This is a genomic window from Pseudoalteromonas sp. P1-25 (assembly GCF_001401805.1).
Lineage (GTDB): Bacteria > Pseudomonadota > Gammaproteobacteria > Enterobacterales > Alteromonadaceae > Pseudoalteromonas.
In genome coordinates this window covers 22915-47378 of sequence record NZ_LKDW01000020.1, presented here as the reverse complement: position 1 = coordinate 47378, position 24464 = coordinate 22915, and the positions used below count along the sequence as shown (strand labels likewise).

Genomic DNA, 24464 nt, shown 5'->3' with positions numbered 1-24464 from the left:
TTTGGGATGAATAACCTGAATTCAGGTTAACTAGATTGGCTTAAATAGGCCAATCTACCTCGTTTAAGTGATCGAGCTGCTGTGTTTTATTACTGTGCCCGTACCATTTATTGGTATAAATACCTTCAGGGTCAAACTGCGCGGTTTGCTTTTGTATATTAAAGTGGCGGCCACCACGCGGATCAACCCCCACACCGGCTATGTACTGCCAGTTGCCCCAATTTGCTGCTACATCGTAATCAATTAATTGCTGCTCAAAATAGGCTGCGCCGTATCGCCAATCAAGACCAAGCTCGTTTACTAAACAGCTTGCTGCAATTTGCCTTGCACGGTTTGAAATATAACCCGTAGTGTTTAGCTCTTTCATAATGGCATTTACAAGCGGGTAAGGTGTTGTGCCATTACACCAAGCTGCAAAACGTGTAGGTGTAAAAGTAGTAAGCGGCTTAGTTTGTTTTTGGCCTTTAAAGCTAAACAGGCTACTACCTGCTTTAAGTGCGTGCCATTTAAAATACTCTCGCCATAGCAATTCAAATTTAATCCAGTAAGTAGACTCGTTTGCCGTGTTGCTTTGCTCATAATCCTCCACGGCTTTATATACTTGTTTTGCACTTATACAGCCAAAGGCAAGCCAAGTACTAAATTTGGTGGTGTTGTTAAAGCCATCCAGCTCGTTGCGAGTCATTTTATAAGTGCTTGGCATTGCGCCTGAAAAATACTGCTTTAAATGTGCTTGCGCACTGTTAAGCCCGCCATGCATTTCGCCTTTATTTGTTATACGTTCTATAGGTTTTTTTGCGCATAAAGTTATTGGCTTAGGGAGCAAACCGTTTGGCAAAGTTGTTGGTGTAATAGGGCTATTAGCTGCCTCTACCTTTTTACGAAACGGGGTAAAATGTTTAGGTAATTCGCTTAAATCAAAGGGGAGAACACTTTGCTCAAAGAGCGTGTCTTGCTGCGACCCTGTAAATTGTGTATTGGGGCAATGTGCTTTGAGTAAGTTTATTTGGCGTTGCTCGTACACGCCAAATTGTTCGCTGTATACAACTTCATCAATATTTTGCTCATTTATACGCGCTTTTAAAAGCGATACGGGTTCGCCCTCAAGCACATGCAGGGTTTGCCCACGCTCAATAAGTGCTTGTTGTAGTTCGTACAAGCTTTGCATTAAAAACTGCTGTTTGTGTATGCCGTAAGGTTTTTGTTGGTAGTTATTATTTTTAAACCAGTGCGGGTTAATAACAAATACAATATCAAGCGCGCATTGCTGAAACATAAGGTCACTAAAAATTGGGTTGTCGGTTAGGCGTAAATCGTTTTGTAGCCAATATAAAATGCGTTTGCTCATACTTATGCTCTTGTTTTTGTAATCATTAAGTTTACGAAGCATAAGCGGGTAGGGATTAGTTTTGAGGCGTTTAAAAGGGTTTAAAAAAGAGGCGGCAAATAATACCGCCTCCTTTGATGTTAAATAGCTGCTTTTTGCTCTGCTATCCAATCGTTTATAACGTCTTCAAGTACTGCCATAGGGAGCGAACCTTGGCCTATTACAGTGTCGTGAAAGCTGCGAATATCAAATTGTGTGCCGAGTTCTTTTTCGGCTTTTGCACGTAATCCGCGTATTTTAATTTCGCCCATTTTGTAAGAGAGCGCTTGGCCTGGCCATGATATATAACGATCTATCTGATCTTCCACGGCGCTTTGTGGTAAAGCGGTGTGGCTTGCTAGGTAATCAATTGCTTTTTGACGGCTCCAGCCAAAGGCATGAATACCGGTATCAACCACTAAACGCACAGCACGCCACATTTCGTAACCTAAACGGCCAAAATCGCTGTATGGGCTTTGATAAAAGCCAGCTTCTTTACCTAAGCGTTCTGTATACAGGGCCCAACCTTCGCCAAAAGCAGAGTGGCTAAGTGTGCGTCTAAATTCGGGTACATTTAACTCCATAGCAATGGCATTTTGTAAGTGATGCCCTGGTATGGCTTCGTGCAGGCTGAGTGCTTCTAAATTATATAAAGGCTGAAGTTTAGGTGTTGAGGCTAAAAAGTAAGTACCTGGCGAGCGGTTGTCGGCCGGTGGCATATAAAACGCGCCACGACTTGCTGAGCCTTTAATAGTAAAGGTGTTACGCGGTAAGTGGCCAAAGTAAGTGGGCAATTTACCATACATTTTTTGCGTGATGAACGCGGTTTTTTCTAGCAAGTCTTGCGCGTCTTTTGCGTAAAATTGCTCATCGGTTGCTAAAAATTCTAAAAACTCACTATAGGTACCATCAAAGCCTACTTCATCAATAATATTTTGCATTTGCGTTTTTATACGCGCCACTTCTTTTAAGCCAAGCTCATGAATTTGCTTTGGTGTGGCGTTTGTTGTGGTGTAGTAATTAACCGTGTATTTGTAGTAATCAAGCCCGCCTTTAACGCTTGCAATACCAGGCTGCGCTCTACAATGTGGCATATAGTCATTCTTAAAAAAGTCGTAAAAATGCTGATACGCAGGAATTACTTTATCTTTAATTACGGCTTGTGCTTTTTGTTTTAAGTTTGATTTTTGCGCTGTACTAAAGGTATTAGGTATACGAGTAAAGGGCTCGTAAAGGGCGCTGTTTTCGGGGTTTTTAACTATGTGCGCGCTAATGCTTTGGCTGTAATTTTCAAAGGTTTTACAGTAATGGGTAAAGCCTGTTTTTATTCCTTCTTTCATTAAATCAATATTTTGCTGATTAAAGCGCGGGTAGTCGGCAAGGCTGATTAAAAATGCGTTGTAATCATCAGCTGTTAAAAAAGCCATATTAGCGGGCGCTTCTGCAAAGTAGGTATGCCAGCCACTTAAAAAATTAACCGGAAAATACTTATCCTGATAAAGGTAGCTTTGCTGCTCGGTTTCTCGCTCATATTTAAATAAGCGGTAGTTCATTAGCTGCTCGTTGTTGAGTGTTTTTGGGTCAATACTGGCTAAGCTTTTTAGTACGCTGTTGTTATAAGCTTGGCGCTTAGCAATGGCTTGCTCGCTCCAATCGGGTAATGTGCCATTTGGTTTCCAGCCGTCTGGGTCGGTTCGAAAAAATATTTTTTCAGCTTTGGCGTTTTGCCAATGGTTATCAATAATGGTTTTTAAATCGCTGTTACTGTCGGCAAGGCTTGGTAGCGAGGTGGTTGCTAAGCACATAGCTAAAATACGTTTTTTAAACATAGTCATCCGTTATTGGCGAGTTAGTCGCGCTTTTTTATTTTAATTTGTGTTTAATATAGTACCAAGTTAACTAAATCAATGCGCTCACTTTTACAGCCCATATTTAGTGGTTTTATTTTTGATTGAACAAATTTCACTGCATAACTGATTGGCGCACTAGTTTATTGTTTTATCAGCGTTTAGAATAATTAAAACTTATTATAAAAAATGACCGTCATGTTTAATAAAGTAATCGCCCTAATTGATGAAGCTAACAACCAAGACCCAAACACTGAGCAATTTAATGGGCAAAGCGTGCCCAAAGAAAGCCTTTATGCTACTCGTATGAGCGACATGCTTAGCCGTTTTAACCCAGGTGCTGATGAGCTAATGCAAATTGCAGTGCGTGGGCAGCATATTCAGCGCTGGAAGTCGCCGCGTAGTGACTTTGCAATGAATAAGCAGGGCTATCATCAGTGGCGCAGTGCACTTTATATATTTCATGCAAGTAGTGTTGTAGCGCTTATGCAGCAAGCTGGGTACGGTGAGGCTGAGCAAAACAGAGTGTACGATGCAGTTGCTAAAAAGAATATTAAACGTAACCCCGACAGCCAATTAGTAGAAGATGTAGCTAGCCTTGTATTTATTGAGCATTACATGCTCGGGTTTGCTAATAGCAAGCCTGATTACGATGAGCAAAAATGGATAGGGATTATTCGCCGTACTTGGCAAAAAATGTCAGACGAAGCACATGAGTTTGTATTGGCTGGACATATTACATTGCCACCACCGCTTGTTGGGCTTATTCATAAAGCACTTGAGTAAAGTAGTGTAAGTTAAGTATTAAAATAAAAGGATTTTAGAATGTTATGCCCACGCACAAATACCTCTCTTGAGCCGCTATTAATTGGCGGGATTACTGTTTACACGTCAGCACAAGGCGGCGTATTTTTTGATAACAGCCAAATTTTTAAGTTTAGCTCGCCTGAGTTAAAGCATGGCCAGGTGCTACTTAAGTACTTGGGTGAATATAGCGAGAGTGAATACGATGTATCGCAACGAATTAATTGCCCAAAGTGTATAAAAGTGGTGATGATGCGCCGGTTTTTTTCACCGCTCAAAGTGGTTGAAATAGACGAGTGCCCAGGTTGTGCAGGCATATGGCTCGATAGCGGCGAGCTTGCAAAAATACACGAAAACCATTTAACCCCCAAAGAGCGAAAGCTGTTAGCGCACGAAATGGCAACCAATCATGGGTTTATAACTATTAAGTCGCCAAAATCTAAGTATTACCCCAAAGCGCCCAAAAATACCCAAAACACCACGGTTGAGCGGCTGGTGCAATTAGCATTACTTAATCTTTAATACCAAGCCTCAAAATAGCTCACTTAATTAAGTGAATTGGTATTAATTTTAAGCAAGCAAGTGCTGCTAATAAAATATAACTCGTTATGAAAAAAGATGTAGCTCTTGGTTATTTTGGGTAATCAAATTTTCCGCAGGCTATATTAAAAACCCTCATTTAGGGCTGTATAAATTTGGAGTACAAAAGGTTAATTAATAAACACAACCTAATAAAAAATTCGCTTCACTACCCTCATGATTTACATACCTTAAAATAGATTACCTAAATAACCAGTTTGGTAATAAGTCTACATGTGCAGCTTAAAATTCAACCGCTACAGCTAGCTACCCCATGATTAGAAAGGATAATGATTTTAATATTTGTTGGTTAAGTGGTTAACTTTATTTAAAAAATAACACCTTTGTAAATAAATGATTGGAAAAAAATAAAAAGCATTGAAAATGATAATTAGTTTCATTAAGATCTCGCTGGAAATTAACAGGGAATTGACATGAAATTAAAATTTTTATCTATAGCAATAAGTACACTAATTCTAAGTGGGTGCGGCGGCTCAGGTTCAGAGTCAAACTCCGCACCACAATTTTCTCAGGCAGCGTACTCTTCATCTTTGGATGAAGATTCGAGCCTGACATTTACTGTAAGCGCAACAGACACTAACAATGATCAACTTAGTTACTCTTTAGCGAATGCTGCGAGTAATGGTAGCGTGAATGTTAATACCAGCACCGGCGAGGTAACGTATTTACCGGATAGCAACTTTAATGGCGCTGACGCGTTTCAAGTGATGGTGTCTGATGGCAAAGACTCAGCAACAACAACAGTATCAATCAACGTGCTAGCAGTGAATGATGACCCTGTTATTAGTATAGATAAAGTTCAGGTTAGTGGCGGCGAGACAAAAGTTGGAACGGTTGCTGCCACAGATATCGATGCAGATACACTTAAATATACAATTTCAAAACAAGCCATTAATGGTGATCTTACGCTTAATTCAGACACGGGTGAAATTACTTATTCGCCAATTACATTGTCGAATGCGGTTGATAGCTTTGAGCTAACAGTTGATGATGGAAATGGCGGTACTGTAAGTAAAACACTCGAAATATCGGCTAATTTATCGACTAATGCGGATCGTGCTTATTATTACTACGCGTCAGAACAGTCACATTTAAAGCGCTCGGAGCAGCTTACTACTACATTACAAAATGATATTAATATTGGTGAAGTAAACTCAGCTTTGGCAATAGGATACGCGGAGGCAGGGTTAGAGAATGAGACAGAGCGTTTAATTACACAAGATAGCATTATTCGTGATGAGCTACGCGCTTTAGCACTTGTTAATGTTGCGAATCAATACACTTTATTAGGTAAACTTGAAAGAGCGAATGAGCTTAGATTAGAGGCCAGTAACTTATACTCTACCTATATTGCGACCAAAGGTATTTCGGCATTTACAGCAGACGATCAAGATTTTTTCTATTCTTTAGCTGAGTCATACCTAAACGCGGGTGAGCCAACACTTGCACTACAAAGTTATAATATTCTAGATATCTTATTAAGCTCAGCGCTTGATGAAGAACAGACTACTCAAGCGCTACGATTATTTTTTGGATTTAGAAACACGGTTGAAGATGTAATTAATATTTGGCTTGAAACCCGTACTGAGCAAGATTTTCAATATGCTAAAGATATGGTGGATAGGCTATATATATTTGCCAATAAAATAGGTTACAGCTATGTGTCGAACGACAGAAATGGCAATGAAGGGGAAAAATATTACAGTATACGCCTTGTAGCATTAACTAATGTTGTAGAAAGCTATATAACCTTAAATGAAATAGATGACGCAAAAAATGCAATTGCAGACGCATTAGCCTTAAATGGCGTTGTAAATTACGATGATGCATACCCCCGAGAAGCAGATGAATATGCGCAAGTTACCCTTACCGAGTACCCTTTTGGACTAGTAGACTACGCCAAGCATTTGGTCACGCTTTATCCCGAAATAGATATTGAAACAGTACTATTAAGTAAGTTTGACAAGGATAGTTTTTACTATGATTGGGCTAAAGAAGATGCTGAGGAAGCACTTTTATTTGCATATGTTCGTAGCATTGAAGATGCAGATGAAAGTTTAGCGCTAATTCTTGCACAAAAAGATGAGAGTGATTTAAGAAATTTATTTACAACAATTACATCTTTTAATAGCTCTAACCCTGGTGGTTCTGCAATTTTGATTGAGCAAGGACGTTACGCAGATGCAGCAAAATACATTGCAGAGGGTTTAAGTGTTTTAAGCACTGAAGAATATTTAGCGCAAAATATAGCAACACAAGCATTTGTTACTGGCGCCACGGGGTGTCAGCTTATACTGGATCAGCTATCAACAATAATCAACTTTACGGATGAGCAAAAATACATCGATCAAGCCGTATCAACCTTAACGGTGTGCCGTGAAATTTCGCTGCAAAAATATGGGCAAATCAGTGGTACAGATGTAACCGCTGATGAGATTGTTGATTCAAGTATTGATTTGATTAAATACCATTATTCATTAGGACAAGCTGAATTAGTAAGCCCGCTAGTTGAAAAAGCACAAAGCTTTATTACAGCATACGATGACAGTCAAATTACGCAAAAATTAATAGACACAGGGAAACTGGCTGCTGCTTTTGCCTATGGCGGTGACTTTGCTACAGCGTTGACTCATTACACTGAATATGTAGAACTAATTAAAGAAATAGAGTCGTTGGTAAGCAGTGAATATCAGTTTTCAGTGACGCAAGACTATTTTGAAGCAACCACTACAAAAGATGATTATCGCTTTGAATCCTACTATAAGTTATTGCTTAGACAAGCCGGAAAAATTGATAATTACCAGCAGCTTCATGAAGAGACGACAACTTTATGGGCAGATTTAGTGAAATGGAATATCACGCGTTTAGACGAAGCCTCACTACAAACACAGTTACAATATTATCCACAGTTTGCTGAGCAATACCTAGCTATCGGGCAATTTGATAGCGCAGTTGAATTAAAAGACAAAGGTTCACTTGGGGTGGTTGAGCACGACTCTATTTTGACTTCTGCGATTGAGTCCCTAAGCCAGTTTGATGCGTTTACGGGTGTGAGCATTGCCACTGTAGATACAGATAACGATGGTAAAGCAAACTTCTTCTTACCGTATGCCAGTGAGCAAATGATCGCAGAGTCTGCAATTGAACTTGATCTAGATAGCGATAACGATGGTGTTGATGATCTAACAGATGCTTACCCATTAGATAAGACACGCCAGTAATGAGCTTTATAAATTCGACTTTAGGCATCGTTAGCTTTGCGCTCACGATGCCTACTCTTGCACAACAAGCCACAAGTGATGAGAAAGAAATTACCGAAAGTCGTTATGAAACGTGCGATGGCCAAGATTCTCATTGTGTTAAAAATATTGAGGTAATAGAGGTTAAGGGAGAAAAGTTAAACCCTATCTCTATGGGGGCTCAGGGTGTATATACGTTAGATCGTAAACTAATTAAAGATTACCGTTTTGGCAATGGTAATTTAAATGATCTTCTTGGTGTTTTACCCGGCGTTCAATATGGAGAGTCTGCGTATACGGCTGATCAAGTAAGCAATATTAAACCTGCTGAAGTATCTATTGCAGGAGCTGATGGTCGCGCTACTGCTTATCTCATTGATGGCGTTTCGAATAACTCAAACTTAAACAATGTTGCAGGGAACACCGATAGGAATTTACTCCAAGATGTTGCAGGTCATAGCCAAGAAGTGTTTTTAAACCTTGACCTAATTGAAAGTATAGAAGTTTACGATAGTAATATTCCTGCTAAATACGGTAACTTTAATGGTGGTTTAGTACAAGCACAAACCCGTAAAGCGCTTGATAAACTATCGTTTGGAATAAGCTATCGGCAAACAGCGGATGATTGGGTTGAGTATCATAATTATTACTCACCTGATTTTGATGGCTCAGACACCTTAGAAAATGCGGTGTTCCAAAAACGTGATTTTAGTACGTATATCTCAGCGCCAGTTACCGATAAGCTCGGTGTTGTGGCACAGTTTCAATACTTAGAGTCACAAGAAAGCCTAGAGCAGTTAGGTTCGCTAAGGTTACAAGAACAAACAAACTACAATGGTTTTATTAAGTTTGATTATGCTTTGACACCGAATGATGATATTTCACTGAGTTATTTATTTGCACCTTACGAGGGTAACTATTTTGATGTTAATGCGCTTAATAGCGATTATACCATTGAAGGTGGTGGCACAAATGCGGTACTTACTTGGCAAGCGGATAGAAGTTGGGGTTATATTAACTCACAATTAAGTTGGCGCAGCAGTGAAAACTCTAAAAATGCGAATTCAGCATGGTATACCTGGTTAAATACCGCAGGTAAAAACTGGGGTGAATATGACGGGTCTATAAACAGTCTTGAAGGTGGTTTTGGTGATATTAAGAAAACCCAAGAAACGTTAAGCGTTAAACAAGATTTTGAAATCCCTTTAGCAAAAGTATTGGACGGTGATTATAGTCTTTCAATAGGTTATGCATTAGAGCAGCAAACATCTGTATTTGAGCGTTTAGAAGATGCCATAGTGTATAACGGGTCAATTATCTCCCCAATGATTGATTGCGCAGGGTATCAGTTTGATTGCGTAGAAACACAGCTATATAGTTCTGTCGCTGATCTTGAAGAAGAGCTAGGGCGACCACTTGACTTGCAAAACAGTGACGACTTTTTACTGTACCAAAGTAATATTCAACAAACAGGGCAATATTTTCAAAGCCGCCAAGTAACGCCTAAAGCGAAAGCTGAGGCGCAAGTAAATGTGTTTTCAGCTTACCTAGAGAACCAACTTGAATGGCAAAACTATTCGTTAACATTGGGCTTTAGGTACGATTACAATGACTTTTTTACTAATCATAATTTAGCACCACGTTTACGTGGCACTGTTTCGCTGTTTGAAGGAGATGGCAAAATTGTACTTGGTGCAAATCGCTATTACGCAAGTGATGCAATTAATTATAAATTAAATGAAGCGATGCTCCCCACCCACAGTGAAGTGAGGGCTATTTATCAGCATAGGCCTCAGCAGTGGCAAGCTTCACTTACGAACACTGGTTATCGCTATGTTTATAATGATTTAGAAACCCCGTTTAGTGATGAACTCACAGCAGCTTATCGACATCAACTGCTCGGTGGAACGCTTGAGTTAAAGTGGCTGTATCGTGATCAGCAAGATAGCATAAATCGCGTTAGAGGAACCAATGACCTAGGTGAAGCAATATTATATGGGGCTAACTCAGGCAGTAGTGAGTATCAGCGTTATAGCCTTTCATGGATGGCAACATATGATAATCAACACATTGAGTGTAATGTATCGCACGCAAGTAATACCACAAGCGCTGAACAATTCGATGGTGAAACACGCACTTATATTAATAGCAACGATTACTTCCTAAATTTTTCGTATGATGATAATGAACTAGTTTATTTAAGATCTGATAATTATGAGTTGAGCAGCCGAAGTGTGAACGATACTTATCACTTAATTACTCGTCATGATATGGAGCTTGAAAAACAAGATTTTAACCGACCAATAATTGCTAACTTAAGCTGGGGCGGCGATTTTGGTAATTGGCAACTGTCTGCGTATGCCCGCTTTAACGGTGCGCAAGATGTGGTTTACGCAACAGGCACCACAAAATCAGTCAGTGAAGCTACCTCTATCTGCGATGGCTGTGCACCAAACAGAAAAGAATACCCCGTGTATCGAATAGAAAAGCGACCAAGTTTTTGGTTACTAAGCGGTAGCGTTAAATACTCGTTAGTAGTAGCACGTGATTACACAATGACTTTAAGTTTTGAAGGTGAAAATATTTTAAACGAGCGTACCTATCAAGTTAGCCCTTATACAACAGGTGTTGAGCTTGGACGACGCTTTTGGTTAGGCATTAATTTAGATTATTAAGAGGAAATTATTATGGCACCACTACTTGTATTAACCCTTACGGCTACACAGCTATGTTATAACGCAGATGCTGACACCCATGCAATTAAAATAGAGCGATTTATTTCTGAGCCAGCAGTGTTAGTGTCTGCAAGAAAAAAACGCGAAGATATGTGTATAGATATAAATGAATTACACATTGAAGAAGTCAAAAAGCTTGTTGCAGCTGATGGTAAAACTTTCTCTTTAGAAAAAAATAAGTAATGTTGAAACCCTTTCATTTATTTTTAGTGATATTAATAGGCTGGGCATGTAATTTAAGTGCTCAGTCAGTTAACTTAGAGTTTTTACGTGAGCAATACCTTCAACCTAGCGATAAGTGGCCAAAGCCTTTTTTAGACCCCGGAATTGCGCATAATGAGATTGGTTTATTACCAGAGATCACATTTCCTAAATCAAACTCATTTTCAGTGGCTAAAATGCGCCTTGGGGAAGCGCTATTTCACGACCCTATCTTATCTTCATCTAAGCATATAGCGTGTGCAAGCTGTCACGATAGAGATTTAGGTTGGGCAGATGGTCGTGAAGTGTCGTTTGGTCACAGTCGTCGTTTTGGAAAACGCAATGCACCCAGCATTGAAAATGCAGCGCTATGGGAAAATTTATTTTGGGATGGCAGAGCAAGCTCATTAGAGCAACAAGCATTAATGCCGATACAAGATAGTAATGAAATGAATTTTTCGCTGTTTGAGTTAGCGCTAAGATTAAATATTAACGCGAACTATAAAAGTAAATTCAATGACGTATTTGGCAAAGATATAGTGGAGGTTAGTGATGTAGCAAAAGCGTTGGCTACTTTTCAACGGACTATTCGTTCGCGTAATTCAGACTTTGACTATTTTATGCATGCAATTGCGGAAGAAGACGAAGAAAAAAAGACTTTTTATGCTAAACAATTAAGTGATCAAGCGTTGTGGGGGATGCACTTATTTAGAACCAAAGCGCGATGTATGAATTGTCACTCCGGCGCACTTTTTTCAGATAATGAATTTCATAATATTGGCCTTACTTACTATAAAAGAGAGTATGAAGATCTTGGGTTATTCAATATCACCGGTATGCCTGATGATGTAGGTAAGTTTAAAACACCTAGTTTACGTGGGGTAATGAATACTAAACCTTGGATGCATAATGGTTTATTTGCAAGTATGGAAGGCGTCATCAATATATATAATGCAGGTGGTGTTAGGATACCTAAGGACAAGAATGATGTTTTTTTTCCTGAAACATCATCCATTTTAAAGCCGTTATCACTAACCGCAGAAGAAATGAAAGCATTAGAGGCATTTTTAAATGCCATAACAGCTCACCCGGCCAGAGGGCCACATCTTTCATTCTTATCGCAATCCAAATGAAATGATGGGCAGAATTATAGTGAGCCATAAAAAAACCTTGTAGAGACGCACTCTACAAGGTTTATTTTACAGCTTACAGTATACAGCTCTAAGACTTATTACGGTTTTCTTTTGCAAAGGCACGTATTTTACGTTTTTGCGAAAGCGTTACTTTGTTTGTACGCCCTGCAAATGGGTTATCACCTTCTCTAAATTCAATTTTGATTGGTGTGCCCATAATTTTAAGTGCTTTACGGTAGTAGTTCATTAGGTAGCGTTTGTAGCTATCTGGTAAATCGTGAACTTGGTTACCGTGAATTACAATACGTGGCGGGTTATAACCACCGGCATGTGCGTACTTAAGCTTAACACGACGACCACGAACAAGTGGCGGCTGGTGATCGGCCTGTGCCATGTCCATAATACGGCGTAGCATTGCGGTGCTAATACGCTTAGTTGCTGACTCGTACGCCTCATCAACCGACTCAAATAAGTGGCCAACACCTGTACCATGAAGCGCAGATATAAAGTGTAAGCGTGCAAAGTCGATAAAGCCTAAACGGCGATCAAGCTCTGTTTTAATACGGTCTTTAACGTAATCATCAAGCCCATCCCATTTGTTCACAGCAATTACTAATGAACGCCCTGAGTTAAGCGCAAAACCTAATAAACTTAAGTCCTGATCAGAAATGCCATCGCGAGCATCAACAACTAGTAGTACAACGTTTGCATCTTCAATGGCTTGAAGTGTTTTAATTACTGAGAATTTCTCAACTACGTCGCTTACTTTTTTACGCTTACGAACACCTGCGGTATCTATTAAAATATATTCTTTGTCGTTACGGGTCATCGGAATATAAATAGAGTCGCGGGTGGTGCCTGGCATATCGTATACAATTACGCGCTCTTCACCAAGTATACGGTTTGTAAGTGTAGACTTACCTACGTTAGGGCGACCAATAATAGCCAGCTTTACTGGTTTATCGGCAAACGCTTGATGGTCTGTATCGTCGCCTTCGGCTTCTTGATAAAGGTCGATTAATTCTTCGTCATCATCAGCAACGTCTTCGTCAAGCGCGGCAAGCTCAGCAATTACAGGTTGCAGCGTTTGTTCAAGCAATAGTGTTATACCACGGCCATGGGCTGCCGCGATATGATGTACTTCACCTAATGATAATTGGTAAAATTCAGCACAGTTTGAGTCGGCGTCAATGCCGTCTGTTTTGTTGGCAACCACAAAGCACTTTTTCTCTTGCTTTCGCAAGTGATTAGCAATGGCTTGGTCGGCTACGGTCATGCCTACGCGGGCATCAACTAAAAACAGCACAATATCGGCTTCTTCAATGGCGAGTAATGACTGATCAGCCATTTCGGTTTCGATGCCTTCTTCGGAGCCATCAATACCACCCGTGTCTACCACGATAAATTCATAGCCATCGTAATTAGCTTGGCCATATTTTCTATCTCGTGTTAAACCTGGAAAATCGGCTACGAGTGCATCACGAGTACGTGTTAAACGGTTAAATAATGTGGATTTGCCCACATTGGGTCGCCCAACTAGAGCGATCACGGGAAGCATAAACTACCTCTTTAAAAAACAACAAAAGGCTTCGCAGTGCGAAGCCTTACAAAAAACCTTTAAGTGTTAGCTAGTTAGTTCGGTATTGTAACCGCGCTAACTTCACCATCACGGGTGTATAAAATTAGCTTGTCGTCGGCTACAACCGGCTCTACAAAAAAGCCCGAGCTGTCAAATTCTTCACGAGATACTAACTCGCCAGTGTCTTTGTTTAACCAATGAAGGTTACCTTCTTGGTCACCTAAAGCTAAATGGCTACCTGCTACTGCAGGGCCTGTTAGGTACCAACCACGCAGAGCGGGTTGGCTCCAACGTTCAATACCTGAATTTTTATCTAATGCGTAAATTACGCCTTCGCTATCTACTAGGTAAATAGTTTGTGCATCCATCGCTATTTCGCGATAGCTGCTGTATTCACGTTTCCATACAACATTACCTGAGCGAATATCTACTGCTGCTAGGTTACCGTTATATGCAATAGCATATGCGTAAGGACCGCTAATAATAGGTTGCGTGTCTACATCCACTAAACGCTCAAATTCTGATGCGCCTTTAGCAACGGCAATTTCTGCGCTCCATGCTGAGTAGCCACTTTCTGAAATAAGCACACTTAGTTTGCCTGTTTCAAGGCCCAGTAACACCCCACCGTTTGCTACAGTTGGCGAGCTTTGGCCACGTAATGTAAGCGGGGGGACTTCTTGCTCAAAGTTCCAGCGTTCTTCGCCTGTATCTGGGTGAAGTGCTAATAATTTACCCGAGCCTAAGTTTACAAAAATTAGGCCATCGCCTGCGGCTGGTTTAGACAGCGCTTCGCCAGGTACATTTTTACGCCATACTTCTTCACCGGTTTCACGGTCAAGCGCAATAATAAAGCCGTGCTCAGAGCCTACGTAAATTTTACCATAAGCTTGTAGTATACCGCCTGATAATTTTGCAGTGCCGTTATCTGACCATGGCCAAAACGATACGTCTTCACGTATGTCGGTTTCCCATAGTGTATCGCCATTAGTAAGCGACAGTGCTTCAATTTGGCCTTCACGGCTGGCTACATAAATAGTGTCTTTGTAAACAGCAGGCGATAAGCGAGAAAAATAATGCTCTACACCACTGCCAACCGACTCTTGCCACACTACCTCTGTTTCAAACTGATTAACAATTTCAGGAAGTACTAACTCGTCTTCGTCATCACTTGATGAGCAACCCATAAGTGTTGCCATGCATAGTGCGAGCGTTGCTGTTGTTATTTTTTTCATACCTAAAACCTTATGCCGCTGGGCTAGTTACTGCTAGGTCGTCTAATTTAATTTGTAATAAAGGGTTTGTAGCTGAGCCCGCTGCTTCAGCCGCTGCTTGGTATGCAGAGCGAGCTTGGTCTTTATTACCTTGCGCAATGTAAATATCGCCTTTAAGTTCTGCTACATTGGCGCTGTATGCTTCTGGTAGTGGCGAGTTTAACGTTGTAAGTGCTTCGTCATACTTGCCTTGTGCAAGTTGAATACGTGCTAAGCGCGTAATGGCAATGGCTTTAAGCTCTTCGCTTTGAGCGTTTGTAACAATCCAGCTTAGTTTTTCACTAGCTAAGTCTAATTTTTTTGCATCAACAGCGTCTTTTGCCGCAACAAAAGCGGCTAAAGTTGCATAGCTTGTGTCTTGGTTGTTTTTAATGAATGTATCGGCCGCGCCAAGTACATCGTCACTTTGTACAAGTGTTGTATATTGGTCAGACGCTTGCTCAGCCGTTGTAATTTGGTTTTGGTTGTAGGCTTTCCAGCCGTATAATCCGCCTAAACCCACAATTACACCTAGCGCAAGTGAAATACCGTTTTCGCGAAAAAAGCGCTTAATGGCTTCTGCTTGTTGTTCTTCTGTTGAATAAATGTCCATTATTACCTCTTAAGTTAGCTTAGCTATTGATAAGCTCAGCTAATAGCGCTTTAGCTTGTTCTAATTCTAGTGTGACTTGCTCTTTACGCTCACGTAAATATTTGATGGTCACAACGCCTTTTTCTAATTCATCTTCGCCGATAATAACAGCCACTAGTGCATCGCTTTTATCAGCTCGTTTTAGTTGTTTTTTAAAGTTACCGCCGCCAGCATGTACCATAACGCGTAAACCCGGTACGTCGCTGCGCAGTTGCGCTGCAATGGCAGGGGCTTGAATACTTGCTTTGTCGCCCATTGCCGCTAAATATACATCAGCATTGCGGCGAATGTCACCTACACACTCAAGTGCTTGGAGTAACAGCACTAAACGCTCTAGGCCCATTGCAAAACCTACCGCTGGGGTGGCTTTACCGCCAAGTTGCTCTACTAAGCCATCGTAGCGTCCGCCGGCACATACTGTACCTTGTGCGCCAAGGCTATCTGTTACCCATTCAAACACGGTGCGGTTATAGTAGTCTAAACCACGTACTAACTTTTCATTAACCGTGTATATGACGCCAGCTGCGTCTAAACGTTCACATAAATTTGCAAAATGTTCTTTTGATTCAGCATCTAAATGCTCAGACAATTTAGGTGCACCCACTAAGATTGCTTGCACGTCTGGGTTTTTGCTATCAAGTACACGTAATGGGTTTGAGTACATACGGCGCTTTGAGTCTTCATCAAGTACGTCGGTATGTTGTTCAAGGTAGGCTACAAGTGCATCGCGATAATCGGCGCGCGCTTCGTTAGACCCTAACGAGTTAAGCTCTAAACGGACGTGCTCGCTAATGCCAAACGCTTTCCATAATTGCGCTGTTAATAATATAACTTCTGCGTCTATATCGGCTGTGGCAATACCAAATGTTTCTAAGCCAAATTGGTGAAACTGACGGTAGCGGCCTTTTTGTGGGCGCTCGTGACGAAACATTGGGCCCATGTACCACAGGCGCTGCTCTTGGTTATAAAGCAAGCCATTTTGATTACCTGCGCGTACACATACTGCGGTGCCTTCTGGGCGAAGGGTTAGCATGTCGCCGTTACGATCGGCAAAAGTGTACATTTCTTTTTCTACTATATCGGTTACTTCACCAATAGAGCGTTTAAATAAGTCGGTTGATTCTACAATAGGAAAACGAATTTCTTGATAACCGAACGATGCTACTGTCTCGCGTAAAATGTTTTCTACTTTCTGCCAAACTTGCGTGTCGCCCGGCAGACAATCGTTCATACCGCGAACTGCCTGAATTTGTTTTGCCACTGATAAATCCTAATTACTGTTTATGTGTAATAAAAAAATGCTTACACAACAAGAATGCTAAAAATTGACCCGTCATTATATACCCAAATGACCCCATGATGCGAGCGTCGTTTGAATTAAAAGCGATTTAGGCAAGGCATTGATTGAAAGTAATAGTGGTTCTATTGTTAAAATCAATAACGCAGTATAAATCGCTTTTAAACCAACCCGTTGGGCGGTTTACAGACACTTATTCTCATCGTTGTTACTTTTTAAAAGGGATTGCCATTTTTGCAAAGTAACGCCTTGATATTAAGAGCCTGTGAAACGCTGAATTCTGTATCTTGGGGTCGTTTGGGTATCCTCTAGCTATAAAGGTAAACGCCAAACAGCATGGTTTGGCGCTTTATACGGTATTTATTCGACTATTTTAATGTCGATAGGTGTTTGCTGCTCTTTTTGAGCAATAAAGTCGCGCACGTAGCCTTCAAGCTGGTCAACAATGTTGTTGTTATCAATACGCGCTTTTTGACGCTCGCCATTAATGTATAAACCTGAGCGGCGGTTTGCACCGGCAAGGCCAATATCACTCACAAGGGCTTCGCCTGGGCCGTTAACGACACAACCAATTACTGAAACAGACATTGGCTCAACCACATCTTCAAGGCGCTCTTCAAGCTGGTTCATGGTGCTTACGACATCAAACTCTTGACGTGAGCAGCTAGGGCAGGCAATAAAGTTAATACCGCGTGAGCGTATACGCAGCGATTTTAAAATATCAAAACCGACTTTGATTTCTTGAACTGGGTCAGCAGCAAGTGATACACGCAGCGTATCACCAATACCTTCGGCAAGTAACATGCCTAAGCCTACAGCCGATTTTACCGAGCCTGAGCGCATGCCGCCGGCTTCGGTGATCCCTAAATGCAGGGGTTGATCTATTTCTTTAGCAAGTAAGCGATAAGCGCCTACAGCTAAAAATACGTCTGATGCTTTTACCGATATTTTAAATTGGTCAAAATCAAGGCGGCGTAATATATCTACATGGCGCATTGCTGATTCAAGTAATGCCTCGGGAGTTGGCTCGCCGTATTTTTCTTGTAGGTCGCGCTCTAATGAGCCGCCATTTACACCAATACGAATAGGAATATTATGCTCGCGCGCTGAGTCTACAACAGCTCTAATACGCTCTTCACTACCTATATTCCCTGGGTTTATGCGCAGGCAATCTACGCCATATTTTGCCACTTTTAACGCTATGCGGTAATCAAAGTGAATATCGGCAACAAGCGGAATGCTCACTTGCTCTTTTATACTTTTAAACGCTTCTGCGGCATCCATTGTTGGGACAGATACACGCACTATATCAGCGCCGGCATCTTGTATTGCTTGGATTTGCGCAACCGTGGCACCTATATCTAGGGTGTCGGTATTGGTCATCGACTGCACGGCAATAGGGGCTCCGTCACCAATAGGCACGTTGCCTACATTGATGCGGGTTGATTTTCTGCGTTTAATTGGAGATTCTGAAAACATAGCGACTACTCTGCTAATGGTAATTTAAATTTGGCTAAACGATTTTTAGGATAACCAGAGATATCAACTGGTTCGCCGTTTAGAGAAACACTAACTACGTCGTGCTTACCTAGCACAACCGAAAAAGGCGGGGTACCGCTTACAGTCATTTTATAGCCTGCTTTTTTTACGCCAAATGCAATGCGCTCACCCTCACCATCGTGTATTTCTACCCAGCTCTCATCGTTAAACACCATGTTAATTGTACTGGTGTTACTTTGCGTGTCGGGATCGTTAGTGGCTGCTTGGGTGTCAGCGGCAATAGGCGCCGTGGCATTAACGGCTTCACTTAAGGGGACTTGTTCAGCACTTATAGGCATCACCGCCGGTGTGCGCTCAACAGCCTGTGTTGCTTGCATTTGTGAGGTGTTCTGACTTTCGTTATTTAGCGCGTTGTTAGTTTGCAGGTTATCTAAAATTGAATTTTCAATATTGATTGTGCTTGTTTGCTCATCGATAGGGGTGGCATTTTGCCAAAACCATAAGGCAGATGAGCCAATAACAATGGCTAAAATAATGTAGCTCACCAGCATTAGGCGGCTGTCGTGGGCTTCTTTTTCTGTGCGGCGCGAAAAGCTTTGCATGTTAGCCGGCTTTGTAGGCTCAGGCGGTGCAGGCAATCTGGCTAATATAGGGGCGCTATCGACGTGTAGTTCACGGCAATAGTTTTTAATGTAGCCTTTTACAAAGGTAATAGGGCCTAATGTTTGATACTGATCGCTTTCTAAGCGTTGTAACTGAGAAATAGAAAGCTTAAGTGGGCCAGTAAGTGACTCTAAGCTTACATTAGCCTGCTCTCTGTGCGCTTTTAATAGTTGCCCAACACTTGGCTCATCGCTTTGTTGCGTAGTTTCTTCTGTCATAATAGGTACGAATTTGGATCCACTAGTAATAGTCTATGCCCAGGTGTAAGTTCTATATCTGGGCTTAATTTATTCCATCGCATTAATTCATCAATTAATACATGCCGCTGGGTAGCTATGTCGTAAAGGGTATCGCCAGCTTTAATCTCGTAATAAATATTAGGATCGTTTAAATAAATTTTACTTCCGTTGATCACACGATCCGACTCCTTTAGACCATTCCACTGCAGGAGTTTTTGTAGTTTAACATTGTATCGCACTGAAATGCTAAATAGGTTTTCACCAAACTCAATAATATGAAAAGGCACCTTTAAAGGGGGGACTTTTGGATTAAGCATTGGTGGCACTTGTTTTACACTTGGTTGATAGTTTTTGAGTGTAATGTCTTGGTTGTCGCTGTATGAATTACCACTAAATACAGCACTGTCTTTTTTAGCCTCGTAAAATACAACTGCATTATTTAAGCCCGTATTCTGTGGGCCATTTGCAGCAGAACGTGTATTTTGTGGAGTATTAAAGTTAGCTTGTTTTGGTGCGCCAAATGAAATTATTTTTACTTCGTCATCCTCTTTAGCTGTTTGTGTAGTGGCAGTTTTTGGCGGCTCAGCTGTGGTTTTAGCCGTGTGTTGCGCTTGGTGATCCGTTGTTAATGCCATAAGCACGGCTGCGGTATCTGTTTTAGACTCTGCAGGTGTAGGCTTGTTTACCTCTTGGGCAGGTTGTTCTCTTTTAGTTTCAGGCATCTGGGCAGTATTTTTTACGGTTGGAGCCGCTGCCGCAGCTGGCACTACTGCTTTAGTTGTTGTAACTACTTTAGTTTGCGCGGTTTGTGGGGCTGGCGTGAGAGTGTTAGCGTCGTCACTTTGCTCAGCTACGCTTTTTTGTTTGTTTACAGCGGCGATGGTTGCCTGCGCGCTTGGCGCCTCATTTAATACTGAGCTTGAAGGCTCAACCCCTGGGGAAATTAAGCTGGTCGAATTATCGGTAGTTGGGCGTTTTTTACGAATAATTTTAATTTTTGGTTGCTCAACCCTAATTTGCTCTTCGCCGTACTGCTCTTGAAGCTCTTCAAGCTGCGCTTTACGGTATTTTTCGCGTAGAATTTCAAACTCAGTTTGTTTGGTACGATTATCGCGAATAGCATAGGCTTGCTTACTTGTCGGGTAAGTTTGCATTATAGTAGCGGCAATTTTTTCTGCTTCTTCTATTCTGCCCATACGCTGCTTAATTAAATAACCAAGCAATAAAGCCCGTGCAGACACTCGGCCGGTGTCGTCATGGCGCTTTAGTACTTCGCTGGCTTTATGCAAATCGCTTTTAGCATAAAAAAGGGCGGCTAAGCTTATTAGGGTCGATGTACGTTGCGAGCTGTGATTAAGTGCTTGTTTAAAGTAACTCTCTGCATTTTCAAAGTCGTTAAATTCAATGGCACATAATGCAAGGTTTTCGTAGCTTTCGGCAACGCGTATATAGCTTGGGATATCAATTGCTTTTAAAAACTGATCGGTTGCGCGATCATACTCTTTAATGCTACATAAAAACACACCGTAGTTATTAAGCGTATTCGGATCGTCAGGCTTAATTGCTAATGCTTTTTGATAGGCTTTATCGGCACGCTCTTTTTCGCCTACTTGTTGGTAATAATAAGCAAGAGAGTAATGAACTTCAGGCAGATTAGGGGCAAATTCTATAGCTCGCTCAAGGTTATACTTTGCTTGCGAGTTGTTGCCTGTTTCTAAATATTGTAAAGCGAGGGCGATACGAGTGCGTGCTGCGCCTGCATTATTGATTTTGTTTTCGACGACGGGTTTGTCACTGCCGTTATAACTACTTTCACTTACACATCCGCTAAGGGCTAGTGTTGAAAGTGTTAAAGCAAGTAAAGATCGCATTACCTTGTCTCTGTTTTTCTATCCATAGCGCCTATCTTACCTAAAACCTTTAGTGTTGCATCATTTATTTAAAAATAAACAACTTAACCACCCTGTATAGGGAAAATACACAGGGTGGTGGCAGGCTTATGCTTGCTGAATATTTACACTAATGGCGTTATCGTCGCGCATTTTCTTTTTCGCCATACGTTTTGTACGGTCAACAACATCGCCAGCTAATTGCCCACAGGCGGCGTCAATATCGTCACCACGGGTACGGCGCACAATACATGTGATACCCGCTGCTTGCAGTACTTTAGAAAAACGGTCAATACGGCTGTTGCTAGAGCGTGTGTATTCGTTACCTGGGAACGGGTTAAACGGAATAAGGTTAACCTTAGAAGGTGTACCTTTAAGCGTTTTAACCAGCTCATGGGCTTGGTCGGTGCTGTCGTTAACGCCATTTAGCATAACGTATTCAATGGTTACGTCTTTATTGGCTTTAGAGCCATCGATATAACGACGGCACGCCGCTAAAAATTCTTCAATAGGGTATTTTTTATTAATTGGTACAAGTACGTCACGCAGTGCGTTATCGGGTGCGTGAAGTGAAATAGCAAGTGCGACGTCTATTTTTTCTTTTAGTAAATCAAGCGCAGGTACAACGCCTGAGGTACTTAATGTTACGCGGCGCTTAGATAAACCAAAGCCCCAGTCGTCCATCATTAGCTCCATTGCTGGCACGACGTTTTTAATATTAAGTAGTGGCTCGCCCATACCCATCATTACTACGTTGGTAACAGGGCGTTTTTCGCTGTTGCCATCAAGGCCTATGTCTTTAGCTACGCGCCAAACTTGTCCAATAATTTCCGACACTTTAAGGTTACGGTTAAAGCCTTGTTGCGCAGTTGAGCAAAACGTACACTCAAGGGCACAGCCCACTTGTGAAGATACACATAAAGTGGCGCGGTCTTTTTCTGGGATCCATACCGCTTCAACTTCTTGGCCGCCATCGAGCACTAAAGCGTACTTAATAGTGCCGTCGCTTGCTTGCTGGCGCACTGAGATTTCTGGCGCAACAATTTCGCATTCGTTTTTAAGCTTTTCTTTAAGCTTTTTATTAACGTTGCTCATATCGTCAAAGTTATCAACGCCAAAATGATAAATCCATTTCATCACCTGGTCGCCACGAAATGGCTTTTCACCGAATGATACAAACAGCTCGCGCATTGCATCTCGGTTTAAATCTAATAAGTTAATCTTTTTTTGCTCGGTCATGAAACAACCTCAATCGGTGACGGTGGAGATAAAATTTACAAGGATAAATTGTACACAATTCACCCACTTTAATCATTAAGTAAAATATCAAAAATGTACTTAAGGATACTTTACGTAATGACTAAAAAAGGGCTCGAAAGCCCTTTTCTTACTTTGCATTACAGCGTTAGCTGTAAAACTCGAATTAACGAGTACGTGGGCAAAGCTCTTCGTCAGCGAAGAAGTACGCGATTTCGCGAGCAGCAGATTCAACAGCATCAGAACCGTGAACAGCGTTTTCGTCGATGCTATCAGCGTAGTCTGCACGTAAAGTACCTGCTAGTGCTTCAGCTGGGTTAGTCGCACCCATGATTTCGCGGTTTTTAAGAACAGCGTTTTCGCCTTCAAGAACAGTAACCATTACTGGGCCAGATGTCATGAAAGATACTAAAGCACCGAAGAAAGGACGCTCGCTGTGCTCTGCGTAGAAACCTTCAGCTTTCTCTTTTGAAAGGTGAACCATTTTAGCTGCAACGATTTTAAGACCCGCAGTTTCGAAACGGTTGTAGATTGCGCCGATGTGGTTTTTTGCTACTGCATCAGGTTTTACGATTGAGAAAGTACGCTCTAAAGCCATCTTTATGCTCCAATAATTTTTAAATAAAAGTGTGAATATTTACGGGCGCGAATTATACGCGTTTTAATTGAAAAAACCTAATTTTATTAAAAACCAGTTTGGTTGCAGTTTTATGATCTTGATCAAAAGCACATTGTTTGGCGCATTTATAATGCCGCGCTTGTAAATTAATTAATCACATAGCCGATGAGTACTCGGTTAGCTGTATGGAGCGCATATGCCAGCTGTTTCTTCTGTCACTTCTTTTATACCTGAACTGTTATGCCCTGCGGGGAGTTTAAAAAACATGCGCTACGCCTTTGCATATGGAGCTGATGCCGTTTATGCCGGCCAGCCTCGCTACAGCTTGCGGGTACGTAATAACGAGTTTGATTTAAAGACGCTACAAATAGGCATTAATGAAGCTCATGCGCGAAATAAAAAGTTTTATGTGGTCTCTAATATTGCGCCGCATAACAGCAAAGTTAAATCGTATTTACGTGATATAGAGCCGGTGATTGCTATGGGGCCCGATGCGCTGATTATGTCAGACCCTGGCTTAATTATGTTGGTACGTGAAAAATGGCCCACTATGCCTATTCATTTATCGGTGCAAGCAAATGCCGTTAATTATGCAAGCGTGCAATTTTGGGCAAAACAAGGTATTGAGCGGGTGATTTTATCGCGCGAGCTTTCGCTTGAAGAAATAAAAGAAATTCGCACACTATGCCCAAATACTGAACTTGAGGTGTTTGTGCATGGTGCATTATGTATGGCGTATTCTGGGCGTTGTTTGCTCTCGGGGTATATTAATAAGCGCGACCCAAATCAGGGAACTTGCACTAATGCCTGCCGCTGGGATTATGAGGTAAAACCAGGCACTGAAAACGAAACGGGCGATATGGTGCACAAAGTTGACCCTAACCAAGTTATACCAACGCTTGGTGAAGGTGCGCCAACCAATAATATTTACATGCTTGAAGAGCAAGGACGCCCAGGGGAGTATATGCCAGCCTTTGAAGATGAACATGGCACCTACATTATGAATTCAAAAGACTTACGCGCCGTACAGTATGTTGAAAAGCTGACAGAAATGGGCGTACATAGTTTAAAAATAGAAGGGCGAACTAAGTCGTTTTATTACGTTGCCCGCACTGCGCAAGTTTACCGTAAAGCAATTGATGATGCGGTTGCAGGTAAGGCGTTTGATCCTAACTTATTTAATACACTAGAAAACTTAGCGCATAGAGGCTACACCGAAGGCTTTTTAAAACGCCATGCTCATCAAGATTACCAAAATTACGAATATGGTCATTCGGTATCGACTAAGCAGCAATTTGTAGGAGAGGTGTTAGGACGCGATGAAAAGGGGTTAGTAAACATAGACGTTAAAAACAAATTTTGTGTAGGGGATTCTTTAGAGCTAATGACCCCGCAAGGTAACATCACTTTTGTACTTGATAGCATGCAAAACAAACAGGGCGAAAGGATTAGTGATGCAAAAGGGTCTGGGCATAGTGTAAAAATACCATTAGATGAGAGCATTAATGTAGAGCATGCCATTTTGATGCGTAATTTAGATGAGCAGCAAGATACGCGTAACCCTTATAAAAAAATAGCAGGTGTGTAAGGGATA

General features: G+C 41.4%; 18 protein-coding genes. 7 read left to right on the top strand and 11 right to left on the bottom strand.

Features of this window, described 5'->3' with window-relative positions:
* Window positions 1-40: 40 nt before the first annotated feature.
* Window positions 41-1348: a DASH family cryptochrome gene (locus AN393_RS12910; RefSeq protein ID WP_055016123.1), complete on the bottom strand. Its 1308-nt coding sequence runs from the start codon at window positions 1346-1348 to the stop codon at window positions 41-43.
* Window positions 1349-1467: 119 nt separating this feature from the next.
* Window positions 1468-3195, bottom strand: coding sequence for a DUF885 family protein (locus tag AN393_RS12905; RefSeq protein ID WP_055018277.1), 1728 nt, complete (start codon window positions 3193-3195; stop codon window positions 1468-1470).
* 216 nt (window positions 3196-3411) lie between these two features.
* On the opposite strand from AN393_RS12905, the gene AN393_RS12900 reads away from it, so the two are divergent.
* The 6 genes from AN393_RS12900 to AN393_RS12875 all read left to right on the top strand — a co-directional run bounded on the left by AN393_RS12900 (window position 3412) and on the right by AN393_RS12875 (window position 11925).
* Window positions 3412-3999, top strand: a complete 588-nt coding sequence (locus AN393_RS12900; protein ID WP_082422736.1) for a DUF4202 domain-containing protein — start codon at window positions 3412-3414, stop codon at window positions 3997-3999.
* A gap of 39 nt (window positions 4000-4038) precedes the next feature.
* Window positions 4039-4539 (top strand): zf-TFIIB domain-containing protein, encoded by a 501-nt coding sequence (locus AN393_RS12895; protein ID WP_055016098.1) that lies wholly within the window; start codon window positions 4039-4041, stop codon window positions 4537-4539.
* 491 nt (window positions 4540-5030) lie between these two features.
* Window positions 5031-7838: a cadherin-like domain-containing protein gene (locus AN393_RS12890; RefSeq protein ID WP_055018275.1), complete on the top strand. Its 2808-nt coding sequence runs from the start codon at window positions 5031-5033 to the stop codon at window positions 7836-7838.
* A complete protein-coding gene (locus AN393_RS12885; RefSeq protein ID WP_055018274.1) occupies window positions 7838-10531 on the top strand; it encodes a TonB-dependent receptor in 2694 nt (897 codons plus the stop codon). The genes AN393_RS12890 and AN393_RS12885 overlap by 1 nt, the downstream gene beginning before the upstream one ends.
* A 12-nt stretch (window positions 10532-10543) precedes the next feature.
* Entirely contained in the window at window positions 10544-10774 is a 231-nt protein-coding gene (locus tag AN393_RS12880; RefSeq protein ID WP_055018273.1) for a hypothetical protein, read from the top strand.
* Complete coding sequence (locus tag AN393_RS12875) at window positions 10774-11925, top strand: cytochrome-c peroxidase (RefSeq protein WP_152968283.1); 1152 nt, start codon at window positions 10774-10776, stop codon at window positions 11923-11925. The genes AN393_RS12880 and AN393_RS12875 overlap by 1 nt, the downstream gene beginning before the upstream one ends.
* A gap of 88 nt (window positions 11926-12013) precedes the next feature.
* Here the strand turns inward: AN393_RS12875 and der are convergent, their stop codons facing one another.
* From der to ndk, 9 genes are all read right to left on the bottom strand, one after another.
* Entirely contained in the window at window positions 12014-13483 is a 1470-nt protein-coding gene (gene der, locus AN393_RS12870) for a ribosome biogenesis GTPase Der (protein ID WP_055018272.1), read from the bottom strand.
* Window positions 13484-13557: 74 nt separating this feature from the next.
* Window positions 13558-14736: an outer membrane protein assembly factor BamB gene (bamB, locus tag AN393_RS12865; protein ID WP_055016096.1), complete on the bottom strand. Its 1179-nt coding sequence runs from the start codon at window positions 14734-14736 to the stop codon at window positions 13558-13560.
* Between the two features lie 10 nt (window positions 14737-14746).
* Window positions 14747-15367, bottom strand: a complete 621-nt coding sequence (locus tag AN393_RS12860) for a tetratricopeptide repeat protein (RefSeq protein ID WP_055016095.1) — start codon at window positions 15365-15367, stop codon at window positions 14747-14749.
* A 19-nt stretch (window positions 15368-15386) separates the two neighbouring features.
* Window positions 15387-16667 carry a histidine--tRNA ligase gene (gene hisS / locus AN393_RS12855; protein ID WP_055016094.1) on the bottom strand — a complete coding sequence of 427 codons (1281 nt, stop codon included), beginning with the start codon at window positions 16665-16667 and terminating at the stop codon, window positions 15387-15389.
* 396 nt (window positions 16668-17063) lie between these two features.
* A complete protein-coding gene (gene ispG, locus AN393_RS12850) occupies window positions 17064-18182 on the bottom strand; it encodes a flavodoxin-dependent (E)-4-hydroxy-3-methylbut-2-enyl-diphosphate synthase (protein WP_055018271.1) in 1119 nt (372 codons plus the stop codon).
* Window positions 18183-18187: 5 nt separating this feature from the next.
* Window positions 18188-19084, bottom strand: coding sequence for a RodZ domain-containing protein (locus AN393_RS12845; RefSeq protein WP_055018270.1), 897 nt, complete (start codon window positions 19082-19084; stop codon window positions 18188-18190).
* A complete protein-coding gene (gene pilW, locus AN393_RS12840) occupies window positions 19081-20976 on the bottom strand; it encodes a type IV pilus biogenesis/stability protein PilW (protein WP_055018269.1) in 1896 nt (631 codons plus the stop codon). The genes AN393_RS12845 and pilW overlap by 4 nt, the downstream gene beginning before the upstream one ends.
* A gap of 126 nt (window positions 20977-21102) precedes the next feature.
* Window positions 21103-22233: a bifunctional tRNA (adenosine(37)-C2)-methyltransferase TrmG/ribosomal RNA large subunit methyltransferase RlmN gene (locus AN393_RS12835; RefSeq protein WP_004586995.1), complete on the bottom strand. Its 1131-nt coding sequence runs from the start codon at window positions 22231-22233 to the stop codon at window positions 21103-21105.
* 184 nt (window positions 22234-22417) lie between these two features.
* On the bottom strand, window positions 22418-22849 hold the full coding sequence (ndk, locus tag AN393_RS12830) for a nucleoside-diphosphate kinase (RefSeq protein ID WP_004586996.1): 432 nt from the start codon (window positions 22847-22849) through the stop codon (window positions 22418-22420).
* Window positions 22850-23066: 217 nt separating this feature from the next.
* Between ndk and yegQ the strand changes: the two genes are divergently transcribed.
* The gene (gene yegQ / locus AN393_RS12825) at window positions 23067-24458 is read left to right on the top strand and encodes a tRNA 5-hydroxyuridine modification protein YegQ (RefSeq protein WP_055018268.1); all 1392 of its coding nucleotides are present in this window, start codon (window positions 23067-23069) and stop codon (window positions 24456-24458) included.
* The last annotated feature ends 6 nt before the right edge of the window (window positions 24459-24464 follow it).